Below are 13,780 nucleotides of genomic sequence, written 5' to 3'. Positions count from 1 at the left end.
GGAGGGTCATCCGGGGGTGGCTCGGGCGGTGGTGGTGGTGCGTGAGGACGGGCCGGGGGACAGGCGGCTGGTGGGGTACGTGGTGCCCGAGGAGAGCGGTGGGGAGACCGGTGACGCGGCGGCGGAACCGCTCGTCGCGGAACTCACCGAACGCCTCGCCCGGCGGCTGCCCGACTACATGAAGCTCGCCGCGCTGGTCCCGCTCCGGGAGCTGCCGCTGACCCCGAACGGCAAGGTCGACCGGCGGGCACTGCCGGCGGAACGCGCGGACGCCGTGGTGGTGGGCCAGGGGCCGCGCAACGCCCACGAGGAGAAGCTGTGCGCCCTCTTCGGCGAGTTGCTCCGCCGGGAACAGGTCGGCATCCACGACGACTTCTTCGCGCTCGGCGGCCACTCCCTCATGGCCACCAGGCTCGGTTCGCGCATCCACCAGCACTTCGGTGTGCGCATGCCCATGAGCACGATCATCAAGTACCCCACGGTGGCCGAACTGGCCTCGCTGGTGCTGGTCGGCGGCATTCCCACCGACGACGCCGACCCGTTCGCGGTCGTGCTGCCGCTGAACGGCGATCCCGGCACGGGCAAGCCGCCGATGTGGTTCTTCCACCCGGCGGGCGGACTGGGCTGGCCGTACTTCGGTTTCGTCCCGCACGTCCCGGACCGGCGGGCGTACGCGCTTCAGTCCCGCGGCTCCAACGGGGTCGACGCGCTCGCGGGGTCGGTGGAGGAGATGGTCGACGACTACGTCACCGAGATGCTGAAGATCCAGCCGGAGGGGCCGTTCTGCCTCGTCGGCTGGTCCTACGGGGGCACGATCGTGCCGGCCGTGGCGGAGGAGCTGTGCCGACGCGGGCACGCGATCGAGCTGGCCGCGGTCCTGGACGCCCAGCCGGGCGGGCAGGGGTGGACGGAGATCCACGCCGGCAAGACGGTCGCCGACTACCGGGCGGAACTCGAGGACTTCTTCGGCCAGTACATCGGCACCGACAACCAGCAGAACGTCCTGGACCGCATGGCGCGAGTGCTGGCCAACAACACGAACACCATGATGGCCTTCGACTCCCCGGTCTACCGGGGGGACCTGCTGTTCTTCAACGCCACACGCAAGGACGAACGTTACGCGCACCTGTGGCGGCCGTATGTCGCCGGGTCGATCGAGGAACACGACGTGGACGCCACGCATGACGAAATGGTCATGCCGGCAGCCGTGGCCGAATTCTTCGAAGTGATCAATCGGAAGCTTTCGGAATGACGGAGGAGAAGGCGTGGGAATGACTACTGCTGGAGTTCCGGTCTACGACGTGGTCGGTATCGGTTTCGGTCCCTCGAACCTGTCGCTCGCCGTCGCGCTGGACGATTTCGAAGGCGCCGGTTCCCGCCCGCTGGAGGCCGCGTTCTTCGAGAGCCAGCCATCGTTCGGCTGGCACCGGAACATGCTGCTGCCGTCGTCCAAGATGCAGGTCTCCTTCCTCAAGGACCTGGCGACGTTCCGCAATCCCGTGTCGCGGTTCAGCTTCGTGTCGTACCTGCACTCGAACGGGCGGCTGGCGCAGTTCGTCAACAACTGCGACTTCTTTCCGACGCGTGCGGAATTCCACGGCTACCTGGAGTGGGTGGCGGCGAACTTCACCGACCGTGTGGAGTACGGATCGAGGATCACCTCGGTGACCCCGGTACCGGGGCCGGGCCCCGGCGATCCGGTCGAGCGGCTCCGCATACACGTGTCCTCGGCCGCCGGGACGAGGTTCGTCGAGGCGCGCAACATCGTCATGGCGACCGGGCTCGTGCCCAGGATGCCCGACGGTGTCGCCAGGGACGAACACGTGTGGCACAGCTCGGAGTTCCTGGGGAAGTTCCGGCAGTCGGCGGCCTCGGAGCTGAAGCACGTGGTCGTGGTCGGGGCCGGGCAGAGCGCCGCGGAAATCGTCCGCTTCTGCCACGACGAGGCGCCGAACGCGAAGGTCACCGCGGTCGTTCCGTCGTACGGCTACAGCATCGCCGACAACACGCCCTTCGCCAACGAGGTCTTCGACCCGGGAGCGGTGGACGACTACTACCAGAGCGAGCAGTACGCGAAGGACAAGCTCTGGGACTACCACCGCAACACCAACTACTCGGTGGTCGACGGCGATGTGATCCGCAGTCTCTACCAGCGCAAGTACGACGACGACGTGCGGGGCGTGGACCGGCTGCGGTTCATGGAGCTGTCGAGGATCAGCGCGGTCAAGCGCGACGGAGACGACACCTGGGTCACCGTCCAGTCGCTGGCGACGGGGCGGTCCGACGATCTCGACGTCGATGTCGTCGTGTGCGCCACCGGATACGAGCCGATGGCGGTCGGGCGGCTGCTCGGCGACGTCGACCGGTTCTGCCGCCGTGACGGGCGGGGCCGCCACCTCGTCGGACGTGACTACCGACTGGCCACGACAGAGAACCTGCGGGCCGGCATCTACGTGCAGGGCGGCACCGAGCACACCCACGGCCTGTCGTCGTCCCTGCTGTCGAACCTGGCGGTGCGCAGTGGGGAGATCGTGGAATCGGTCTCCCGCAACCGGCTCGCCGAGCCGTCGGACCAGTGATCGGAGTTGACCGGGGTGAACCGTTCCATCGATTCCGCCGAGCACCGCGACACACCCACGCTGCTGTGTGTGCCGTTCGCGGGCGCGGGCGCTTCGTACTTCCACCCGTGGCGGGCGCTGACCGCCGGCCGGTGGCGGCTGGTCGCGGTCGAGCTGCCCGGCAGGGAGCGACGCATCATGGAGGACCCGTTCTCCAGCGTCGTCGAGACGGCCGAAGACCTGATCGACGACGTCGCAGCGGCGGCCGGCGAGGGAGAGCGGACCGTGCTGTTCGGACACAGCCTGGGCGCGGTGGTCGCGTACGAGCTGACGCACCTGCTCACCGCCCGCGGCATTCCCGTCGAGCGGCTGGTCGTCAGCGGTGCGACGGGCCCGTGGACCCAGCGGGAGGTGCGGGCGACAGGGCTCCCGGACGAGGAGTTCCTGGCCCGCATCGAGGACTTCTCGGGCTTCCGGCACGAGGCCCTCGACCACCCGGAGATGCGCGAGCTGATCCTGCCCGTGCTGCGGGCCGACTGCGAGATGCACGAGAACTACGTGCCGAGCACCGACCAACCGGTGCCGGTGCCGATCACCTCTGTGCGGGGCAGCTCCGACGCCCTGGTCACCGCGGACCAGGCCCGGCAGTGGCAGCGGGCCACCACGGGCGGGTTCGGCTACACCGAGCTGCCGGGCGACCACATGTACCTGGTCGATCGTGCTCCGGAGCTGCTGGACCTCATCGGGAACGCGGCCCTTCACGAGGGCCCGACAGGGCGGCGGGTCGCGTCAGAGCCGTGACAGCCGGGTGTCAGAGCCGGCGCGCATGGTGGTGACATGGGAAGTCCTGAGAAGAGCGACATGACGGGAAACCCCGTCGAGGTCGTCGATCTGCACAAGTCCTTCGGCTCGTTCACGGCGCTGTCCGGGCTGAACCTGACCGTCCGCCGGGGTGAGGTCGCCGGCTTCCTCGGGCCCAACGGCGCCGGCAAGTCGACCACCATCCGCGTGCTGCTCGGGCTGCAGCGCTTCGACTCCGGCACCGCCCGGATCTTCGGCCGCGACGCGTGGCGGGACGCGGTGGCGCTGCACCGCAGGCTCGCCTACGTGCCCGGCGACGTGAGCCTGTGGCGCAACCTCACCGGCGGCGAGGCGATCGACTACCTCACCAGGCTGCGCGGTCCCTCCTCCCGGGGGGAGGCCCGGCAGGCCCGCAAGCGCGAACTCCTCGAACACTTCGACCTCGACCCCACGAAGAAGGCCCGCACCTACTCCAAGGGCAACCGGCAGAAGGTCGCGCTGGTCGCCGCGTTCCTGAGCGATCCCGAGCTGTACATCTTCGACGAGCCGACCTCGGGCCTCGACCCCCTGATGGAGGCGGCCTTCACCGAGCGGGTCGCCCGGGCCAAGGCCGCCGGAAGGACGGTCCTGCTGTCGTCGCACATCCTCAGCGAGGTCGAGAAGGTCTGCGACACCGTCACCATCATCCGGGACGGCCGCACGGTGGAGTCCGGCAGCATCCGGGAGCTGAGCCACCTGACCAGTACCACGGTGAACGCCGTCGTCACCCAGCCGGTCGACCTGACCATGTTCCCCGGCGTCCGCGACTTCACCACCTCCACCGACCGCGCGGGCATCCGCGTGGGGTTCTCGGTCGACAACTCCAAGATCGGCCCCGTCCTGGCCGCACTGCACGCGTTCGAGGTGCGCAGCCTCACCGCCGCGCCCCCCTCGCTCGAGGACCTGTTCATGCGTCACTACGGCGGCGCGTCCGGCACCGACCGGAGCGCCGCGGCGGTGACCCGGTGACCGCGCAGACCGTGCGGACCGGCGTACCGGTCGCCCCGTCGTCCCCGTCGTCCCCGTCGGCGCTGGCGGGCACGGGCCTCCTGCTGCGCTTCATGCTGCGCCGCGACCGGGCCAGGCTGCTGGTGCCGGTCGTGTCCCTGCTCGTGTTCTGCGTGTACTACGTGACCGCGACCGCGTCGCTCTACCCGACCGCCGCGGACCGGCTGAACCGGGCCGAGTCGATCTCGAACGCGGGCGGCGTGCTGCTCAGCGGTCCCGGCTACGGCCTCGACGACTACACGCCCGGCGCCATGTTCGCCAACGAGATGTCGCTGTGGGTCATGGTGTTCCTCGCGATGTCCAACATCTTCCACATCACCCGCAACACCCGGGCGGAGGAGGAGACCGGACGCGCGGAACTCGTCCGGTCGCTGCCCGTGGGACGGCACGCGGAAACCGTGGCGGCATGGCTCGTCGTGCTGATCGTCGACGCGGTGTTCGGTGTGCTCGCCTGCGTCCTCATCTCCACGGTCGGCGGCCTGGCCGCCGTCGACACGTGCGTACTGGTGGCCGGGATGGTGCTGACGGGGCTGGTCTTCGCCGCGGTCGGGACGGTGACCTGCCAACTGACCGTGTACGGCCGCGGCGCCTCGGGCTTGGCGTGCGCCCTGGTCGGCGCGGCGGTGCTGATCCGCGGCCTCGGAGACGTCCAGCAGCCCCGGGGAAACTGGGTGTCGTGGCTGTCGCCGATCGCGTGGACCCAGCAGTCGAGGGCGTACGTCGACCTCCGGCTGTGGCCCCTGGGCCTGAGCGTGGCCGCCGTCGTCGTCCTGGGCGCCGTCGCGGCCCTGCTGGCAGGACGCCGGGACTTCGGAGAGGCCCTGGTGGGCGAACGGGCCGGCCGCGCCGACGCCGCGCCGCGGCTCGCCAAGCCGTTCTGGTTCGCCTTCCGGCAGCTTCGCACCGCGCTGCTGTGCTGGATGGCGGGCTGTGTGGTGATGTTCGTCCTGAGCGGGGCCTTCCTCGGGGAGAACGTCGGTGAGATCGCCGACTCGCTGGCCTCGCAGAACTCCCTCACCGAGAAGATCTTCGCCGGTGACCCGCTCGGCGCGTTCCTGCGGATCTTCCTCCTGCACTGCGCCCTGGCGGTGGCCGGGTTCTCGGTCGCCGCGATCCTGCGGATGAAGGGCGAGGAGGAAGAGGGGCGTCTCGGGCTCGAACTCTCCCGCCCGGCGTCCAGAACGAGGCTGCTGATGTCCCGGCTGGCGGTGGTCGTGCTCGGCATGCTCGTCCTGCTCGTGGTCGGCGGCGGAGTGGCACTGTGGGCGGGCTCCCTGTTGTCGCACGGGCAGATCGGCCTCGGCGAGCTGACGGGCTGCGCCGCCGCCTTCGCCCCCGGCATCGCGGTACTGATCGCCTTCGCCACCGCGTGCTACGCGTGGTTCCCCAGGGCGACCCCGGTGGCCTGGGTGCTGTTCGCGGTCGTCGTCCTGGAGAGCTTCTTCGGCCGGCTGCTGGACCTGCCCCACGCCGTCAGCGCGCTGTCGCCCTTCTGGTGGGTCGGCGACTACCCGGTCAGCCCCGTCGATCCGTCCCACATGGCCGGACTCTGCGTGGTGGCCGCGGCGCTCGTCGCACTGGCGGTCGCGGGGTTCCGCCGCAGGGACCTGCTCACGGGCTGATCACGCCGACCGCGTCAGGACGCCAGCGCGGCAGCCGCCAGGAGCGACCAACTCGTGCGCGCACCCACCCGAGTGGCCTCGGCGAACCGCGCCTCGCCGAGGCCCCCGCGTGCCGCCTGCTCGATCCGGGCCGCGTCGGGATGCGCGCGGTCCGGCAGCCCCCGGACGGCGGCGCTCGCCGCGAGCAGCCGTGCGGCCTGCTCGTGCTCACCCCGGCGCAGCGCCAGGTCCGCGACGCCGACCAGCACGTTCGCGATCGTCGAGGGGTGACCCGCCTCCGTCGCCGCCCGGTAGGCCGCGGCACGGTGGGTCCGCGCCTCGTCCAGTTCGTCGGCGAGATAGCCGAGCAGGTCGTGGGTCACGGCACGGATACCCGCCAGCTCCGCCTCGTCGCCGAGTGCGGCCGTCGCGGCGCGCACGTGGTGGCGGGCCGCCGCGGCATCGCCGCTCCACCGCGCCAGCTCCGCCTTCGCCAGCCCCAGCAGGGCCAACGCGTCCGGCCAGGTGACCCGTTCGGCGCACCGCTGCGCCTCCGCCATGGCCATCGCGCTGGCTTCCTCGTCACCGGTCATCCAGTAGAGCTGGGCCTGGCGTGAGCGCATGCGGATGGCGTCCTCGAACGAACCGAGCTCGGTGACGACCGCGACCGCTTCCTCGTAGTACTCACAGGCCCTGGCGAGTTCGCCCCGGGTGGCGATCCGGTCCGCCAGTTCGGTCAGCGCGAACGAGATCCCGAACCGTTCACCGAGCCCCCGGAACTCGGCGAGGGCCATCTCCAGAAAGGCGTCGGCGTCCCGCCCGCCCTGGCCGAGCACGATCCGCATCTTGCCCAGGTGCAGCCGGGTCAGCGCGCGCACCCACGGGTCCTCGTTGTCGAGCAGCGGTTCGAACGCCGGCAGGAACGCGTCCGGTGCCCGCAGCATCTGCTCCATCGGGACGACCAGACCCAGCAGCGGGTTGCGGGACCGGCTGCGCTCGCGGAAGCGGTACGCCTTGTGGATCCACTCCGCCGCCTGGTGCTCGTCACCGAGCCCGGAACTCGCGTACAGCACGACCAGCGCGTACACGATGGCGCGGATCTCGTCGCTCACCTCGCCGGGCGTGTCGGTGGCCGCGGTGATCAGCTCGATGCCCTCGGCCTTGTGCCCGCTGAGCCACCAGTACCAGCCCGTCGCCGCCGCGAGCCGCATGGCCGGCTGCGCCTCTCCCGCGGCCAGCGCGCCGCGCAGCGCGGAGCCGATGTTGTCGTGCTCGGCCCCCAGCCTGGCGAGCCATTCCAACTGCTCGGCCCGGCGAAGATACGGGTCCGCGGTCTCGGCGAACTCGGTGAAGTAGGCGAGATGCGCCCGACGCGCCAGATCGGCTTCCCCCGCTTCCGCCAGCCGGTGTCCGGCGTACTCCTGGATCGTGCCGAGCATCCGGTACCGCAGCGCACCGTTGTCCTCGATGCGCAGCAGGGACTTCTCGACCAGCGCCGTGAGCAGTCCGAACACCTGCTCGGGCTCGACCCCGTCGCCGGTGCAGACCCGCTCGGCCGCCTCCAGACTCGCGCCGCCCGCGAACACCGAGAGCCTGCGCAGCACCATCCGTTCGGGGCCGGTGAGCAGCTCCCAGCTCCAGTCGACCATGGCGCGCAGCGTCTTGTGGTGCGGCAGCGCGGTACGGCTGCCCGCGGTCAACAGCCGGAACCGGTCGTCGAGGCGCCGGGCGAGCTGGTCGATGGGCACGGTGCGCAACCGCGCCGCGGCCAGCTCGATCGCCAGCGGAATCCCGTCCAGCGCCCGGCAGACCCGCGCCATCGTCGCCGACGTGCCCGGGTCGACGGGGGTGTCCCCGCGTGCCGTGCCCGCTCTGTCGCGCAACAGCCGGACGGCCGCCGAGCCCTCGATCTCGGCCGGATCGGTGTCCCGCTCCGGCACGGCGAGGGGTTCGACGCGCCACAGCGCCTCGCCGGTGATGCCGAGCGGTTCCCGGCTCGTGGCCAGGATGCGCAGCCGCGGACACTCCCCGAGCACACGGTGGGCGAACGCCGCCGCGGACTCGATCACGTGCTCGCAGTTGTCCAGGATCAGCAGCTCCTCCCGCTCGCGGAGCGCGGCGACGAAGCGATCCGTGGGCTCCGCGTTCGGCCTCCCGCCGAGCAGCGCGTCGCGCAGCTCGAACCCGGCGAGCGCCGCCTGCGCGACGTCGCCGCCGACGCCGACGGCGGCCAGTTCCACCAGCCGTGCCCCGGCGGGCAGTTCGTCCAGCAGGGTGCGCGTGGTCTCCTTGGCCAGCCTGGTCTTGCCCGCGCCGCCCGGTCCGATCAAGGTGGTCAGCCGGTGCTTCGCGATGAGCCGGCGGACCGACGCGACGTCGTTCTCCCTGCCGACGAAGCTGGTGAGTTCGGCACGCAGGTTGGTCCTGCGCTCCTCCTTGCGCGGCGCCAGCTCACCCCGCAGCAGCGCGACGTGCAGCGCGGAGAGTTCCGGTGCGGGGTCGGCGCCCAGCACCTCGGCGAGCGCCTCCCTGGTGCGCTGATACAGCATCAGTGCCTCGTTGTCGCGCCCGGCCGCGGCCAGGGCGCGCATCAACGCGGCGACGAGTCGCTCGCGCAGCGGGTGCGCCGTCACCAGGTCGGTCAGCTCCGTGACCAGGCCGGCGCCGCGCCCGAGGGCGACCTCGGCGTCGTACCGCTCCTCCAGGGCGGTCAGGCGCAGCTCCTCCAGCCGGGCGCCCGCGGCGTCGAAGGCCGGGCCGGCCTGCGTGCCGACGTCCTGCATGGCCGGGCCCCGCCACAGGTCGAGGGCCTCACGCAGCAGACCCGCCCGCCGGGAACGGTCGTCGGTACAGGCCCGGCCGGCGGCGACCAGGTGCTCGAACCGTACGGCGTCGACGTCATGCGGTCCGACGGCGAGGCGGTAGCCGTCGACCTGCCCCTCGATCGCCCCCGGAGGCAGCGCCTTGCGCAGCCGGGAGACGAGGCGGTGCAGGGAGTTCGTCGCGTCGGCCGGCGGGTTCTGCCCCCAGATCCAGTCGACGAGGGATGCCTTCGAGGCGGGGCGGCCGGCGGTGAGCGCGAGGGCGACGAGCAGCCCGCGCAGTCGCGCACCCTTCACTTCGAGGACGCCGCCGTCGTCCGTGTGGATCTCGAACGGGCCGAGGATACCGATGCGCACCGGCTGATTCTCCTACTCCGCCGACGCCTGCCACGGCGCGGCGTGCTATCACTGGACTCCGAGGGAAGCCCCGACGATCCGGCCGCGGGCGTGGGGCCCGGGGCGCCCAGGCGATATCTGCGCGATAGCGAACACAAATACCCCTTTCCTATTGAAGGTTGACATAAGCGCCGTGCCGTGTCAAACGAACGGCCCTTGTGTGCCGTGCAGTTGACGGTCAGTCACCTCACTGTTGCCGGTGCCGGTGCCGGTCCCGAACCGGCCCTGTCCCGCCGGCGGGACAGGGTGCGGTCCCGGACAGTGGTGCCGCGGCCCGTCCCGCAACGGTGTCGGCGCGTGTCGTGCGGAGGCCGCGGAAGCCTTCACCGGGCGCCCCGGACGTGATGTGGTCGGAGGGGCGTCCGTCACCTCCGGTGGCGCGAAATCCTGGGACTGATTCTTGTCCGGAAGCGATCGGCGTTGCCCCGGCCGGAAGGATTCGCATGCGTAGTGAGGACGTCGGTGTCGCCGTCATCGGCATGTCGTGCCGTTTTCCGGGAGTGGCCGACCTGGGCGCGTTCTGGCGTCTGCTGCTCGCCGGGGACTCGACGGTCGGGCGGTTCCCGGAACAGCGCGCGGTCCTCCCGGACGATGCCTCGCACCCGGACGCCGACACCGTGAGGTCCGGCTCGTTCTTCGAGCGGATCGACGGGTTCGACGCGGAGTTCTTCGGCATGGGCCCGGCGGAGGCGGCCGCCACGGACCCGGTGCAGCGGCTGGGTCTCGAACTGGCCTGGGAAGCCGTCGAGGACGCGCGGACACCCGCGAGCGCGCTGGCCGGTCGCGACATCGACGTACTGGTCTCGGCCGCGCCCTCCGGGTACGACCTGCTGCGCAGACTGTCCGGCAGCGACCGGGACGACCACTACGCCGCGCTCGGCGCGAGCGGAGGACTGATCGCGAACCGCGTCTCCGGCCTGTTCGACCTGCGCGGCATGAGCCTGTGCGCGGACTCGGGCCAGTCGTCCTCGCTCGTGTCGCTGGCACTGGCCTGCGACCGGATTCGCAGCGGCGCGGTCGACATGGCGCTCGTGGGCGGCGTGAACCTGATCGTCGACCCGGAAGCGGGAATCGGTCTGGCGAACCTGGGCGCGCTCTCTCCCGACGGCCGCTGCTTCACCTTCGACGAACGGGCGAGCGGCTTCGTCCGGGGGGAGGGCGGGGCGTTCGTCCTGCTGAAGCGGCACGACCTGGCCGTGGCCGACGCGGACCGCAGCTACGCGGTGGTCCGCGGCTGGGGCGTCGGCAGCGGCGGTGCGTCCTCCCGGATGCCGGACCCCAGTCCGGCAGGGCAGGCGGCGGCCGTGCTGGCCGCGCTGGCCCGGGCGGACGTGCCGTTCGACGACGTCGACTACGTCGAGGCCCACGGCACGGGCACCCGGGTCGGTGATCCGGCCGAGATCGCCGGTCTGCGCGAGGTGTTCCTGGAGACCGGCCGGCGTCGGCCGCTGCTGGTCGGTTCGGTGAAGACGAACGTCGGGCACCTGGAACCGGCCGCCGGGATCGTCGGCCTCGTGAAGACCGCGCTCTGCGTGGACCGCGCCCGACTGGTGCCGAGCCTGAACTACCGCTCGCCGAGTCCCGCGATCCGGGACTTCGAGGAGGACTTCGAGGTGCCCACGGCCGTACGGCCCTGGCCCGGTGACGGTGTCCGGCCGCGCCGGGCCGGTGTGTCGGCGTTCGGCCTCGGCGGCACGAACGCGCACGTCGTATTGGAACAGGTGTCCGACGTGTCGGTGCCGTCGAGTGCGGCAGCCGCCGACCCCGCCCCCGGCGACGCCGACGGGGTGGTGCCCTGGGTCCTGACGGCGCGGACGGAACCGGCGCTGCGGAACCAGGCGGCGCGGCTGCGCGCCCTCGTGACCGCGGACGCGTCACTCGCCAGGCGGGACGTGGGGTACTCGCTCCTGGCCACCCGGGAACCGTTCGCGCACCGCGCGGTCGTCCTCGGCGGCGATCGTGCGCAGGCGCTGGCGGGGCTGGACGCGGTGGCGGCCGGCACGGACTCGCCGCACGTGGTGCGCGGGGTGGCCGACCGGCAGGCGGGCCCGGTGGTCTTCGTGTTCCCGGGGCACGGGGCCCAGTGGGCGGGCATGGGGCGCCAGCTCTACGCCGAGTCCGAGGTCTTCGCACGCGGGATCGAGGAGTGCGCGCGGGCGCTGGCGCCATGGGTCGACTGGTCGCTGACGGACGTGCTGACCGGCGCGGACCCCGCTGTGCCGCTGGACCGCACAGACGTGGTCCAGCCGGTGATGTTCGCGGTGATGGTGTCGTTGGCGCGGGTCTGGCGCTCGCTGGGCGTCGTCCCCGATGCCGTGGTGGGGCACTCGCTGGGCGAGATCGCCGCGGCCTGTGTGGCGGGTGCGCTCCCGGTCGGGGACGCGGCGCGGATCGTCGCCCTGCGAGGCCTGGCCCTGACCGAACTGGCCGGGCTGGGCGGAATGAGCGCGGTGGCCGCGCCGCTCGAACGGGTCCGGGCCGCGCTGGAGCGGTGGCCCGGGCGGCTCTGCGTGGCAGCGGTCAACGGCCCGGCCTCCGTGGTGGTCTCCGGAGACGCCGCGGCACTGGACGAGTTCGACGCACTGGCCGCGGAGGAAGGCGTCCGGGTCCGGCGCGTGAGGATCGACTACGCCTCCCACTCCCACCAGATCGAGCGCGTCCGGAACGCCATGCTCAAGGCGTCGGAGGGCCTCTCGCCCAGGGAGTCGGACGTGGCGTTCCATTCCACGGTCACCGCCGGACCCCTCGACACACGCCTCCTCGGCGGCTCCTACTGGTACGACAACCTGCGCTCGACGGTGCGCTTCGGCGAGGTCGTCGAACGGCTGATGCGCTCGCCCGGGAGCGTGTTCGTGGAGGTCAGCGCGCACCCCGCGCTCGGCATGGCACTGGCCGAGACCGCCGACGCGCTCGGCGCCTCACCCCTGGTGACCGGCACCCTGCACCGGGACGACGGAAGCATCCGCAAGGTCCTGTCGTCGCTCGCCGAACTGCACGCGGGGGGCGTCGGGGTGGACTGGAGCACCATGCTCGGCGCACGGGCACGCCGCATCGACCTGCCGGCCTACGGGTTCGACCGGCAGCCGTACTGGCTCTCGGCTCCCGACGGGGCCGCGGGCACGATTGCGAGCGGCGTGCCCGCGTCGACCGGGGCCGTCCGGCAGCCTCGTCCCGCGGACACCGGGGTACCACGACCACCTTGGGAGTCAGAGGTCCTCGCGCTCGTGTGTGCCGAGACGGCGGCGGTGCTGAGCGGGGGAGGAGAGGACACGACGAGTACCGGCCTCGCCGCGACTGCGAACGTGCCGTTCAAGGAACTGGGGATCGACTCCTCGAAGGCTGTGCTGCTGCGCAACCGGCTCGCCGCGGCGGCCGGAGTGCGGCTCCCGGCCACCGTCGCGTTCTCCCACCCCACGCCCGAGGCACTCGGCCGGCACATCTTCTCGCTCCTCGCGCCACCCTCGCCCGAAGCGCCTCCGACGGCGGCCGGAACCGGTCCGGACGACCTCGGCGACGACGATCTGTACGCATTGATCGACTCCGGCTACCAGTGACGCAGTTGCTCGTCCGGCAAGTCGGGAGGCCATCGTGTTCGACAACTGGGGGACGCCATCGTGAAGGACGTCGACAAGCTCAGGTCCTATCTGCGACGCGCCGTCGGCGACGCACAGGCTCTGCGTGAACGGGTCCGGGTGCTGGAGGAGGCCGAGCGCGACCCCGTCGCCGTGGTGGGTGTGGCATGCCGCTTCCCGGGCGGGGTGGCCTCGCCCGAACAGCTCTGGGACCTGGTGTCCGAGGGCGTGGACGCGATCGGCGACTTCCCGCGGGACCGCGGGTGGGACGTCGACGCCCTGTACGACCCGGACCCCGAGGCGCTGGGGAAGACCTACACGCGCAGCGGCGGGTTCCTCGAGGGCGTCGCGGACTTCGACGCGGAGTTCTTCGGGATCAGCCCGCGCGAGGCGTTGGCGATGGACCCGCAGCAGCGGCTGATGCTGGAGGTCTCCTGGGAGGCGCTGGAACGGGCCGGGATCGACCCGGCCGGGCTGCGCGGGTCGGCGACCGGGGTGTTCACCGGGATCTACGGGGTCGACTACGGCCCCCGGCTGGGCGGCGGGGCGGCCGGGGAGGTCGAGGGGTTCGGGGTCACGGGAACCTACACCAGCGTCGCGTCGGGCCGGGTGTCGTACGGGTGTCGGTGGACACGGCGTGTTCGTCGTCGCTCGTGGCCGTGCACCAGGCGGTGCGCTCGCTGCGGTCCTCGGAGTGCGAACTGGCGCTGGCCGGCGGGGTGTCCGTGATGCCGACCCCGGGGATGTTCGTGGAGGTCGCCCGGCAGCGGGGTCTGTCGGCGGACGGCCGGTGCAAGTCGTTCGCGGACGCGGCGGACGGCACCGGCTGGGGCGAGGGCGTCGGGGTGCTGGTGCTGGAGCGGTTGTCGGACGCGGTGCGTCATGGGCGGCGTGTGTGGGCGGTGATCCGGGGTTCGGCGGTGAATCAGGACGGGGCGTCGAACGGGTTGACGGCGCCGAGTGGGCCGGCGCAGCAGGGGGTG

The 13,780-nt window shown here is 71.9% G+C and carries 7 protein-coding genes and 1 pseudogene; 7 read left to right on the top strand and 1 reads right to left on the bottom strand.

Translation table 11 applies throughout. The annotated features are described in order from the left end of the window. The 5 genes from IG88_RS0136720 to IG88_RS0136700 form a co-directional block, all read left to right on the top strand. Positions 1-1,252, top strand: a 1,252-nt coding sequence (locus IG88_RS0136720) for a thioesterase domain-containing protein (protein WP_234332471.1), incomplete at its 5' end; no start/stop codon positions are given. Between the two features lie 19 nt (positions 1,253-1,271). Further along, on the top strand, positions 1,272-2,579 hold the full coding sequence (locus IG88_RS0136715) for a lysine N(6)-hydroxylase/L-ornithine N(5)-oxygenase family protein (RefSeq protein WP_031050897.1): 1,308 nt from the start codon (positions 1,272-1,274) through the stop codon (positions 2,577-2,579). 15 nt (positions 2,580-2,594) lie between these two features. After that, a complete protein-coding gene (locus IG88_RS0136710; RefSeq protein ID WP_234332470.1) occupies positions 2,595-3,359 on the top strand; it encodes a thioesterase II family protein in 765 nt (254 codons plus the stop codon). Positions 3,360-3,395: 36 nt separating this feature from the next. Beyond that, a complete protein-coding gene (locus IG88_RS0136705; protein WP_234332468.1) occupies positions 3,396-4,367 on the top strand; it encodes an ABC transporter ATP-binding protein in 972 nt (323 codons plus the stop codon). After that, positions 4,364-6,028, top strand: a complete 1,665-nt coding sequence (locus IG88_RS0136700; RefSeq protein WP_199807543.1) for an ABC transporter permease — start codon at positions 4,364-4,366, stop codon at positions 6,026-6,028. The genes IG88_RS0136705 and IG88_RS0136700 overlap by 4 nt, the downstream gene beginning before the upstream one ends. Positions 6,029-6,042: 14 nt before the next feature. Here IG88_RS0136700 and IG88_RS0136695 read toward each other — a convergent pair whose 3' ends face one another. Beyond that, positions 6,043-9,186, bottom strand: coding sequence for a BTAD domain-containing putative transcriptional regulator (locus tag IG88_RS0136695; protein WP_031050885.1), 3,144 nt, complete (start codon positions 9,184-9,186; stop codon positions 6,043-6,045). Positions 9,187-9,668: 482 nt separating this feature from the next. Between IG88_RS0136695 and IG88_RS0136690 the strand changes: the two genes are divergently transcribed. Both IG88_RS0136690 and IG88_RS39630 read left to right on the top strand, forming a co-directional pair. Further along, entirely contained in the window at positions 9,669-12,779 is a 3,111-nt protein-coding gene (locus tag IG88_RS0136690; RefSeq protein WP_037837494.1) for a type I polyketide synthase, read from the top strand. Between the two features lie 75 nt (positions 12,780-12,854). After that, positions 12,855-13,780: pseudogene (locus IG88_RS39630) on the top strand (beta-ketoacyl synthase N-terminal-like domain-containing protein); the annotation flags it as partial.

This window comes from Streptomyces sp. NRRL F-5650 (assembly GCF_000721365.1).
Taxonomy (GTDB): Bacteria; Actinomycetota; Actinomycetes; order Streptomycetales; family Streptomycetaceae; genus Streptomyces; species Streptomyces ardesiacus.
The sequence above is the reverse complement of the archived record's forward strand: the minus strand, read 5'-3'. Positions and strand labels throughout refer to the sequence as shown.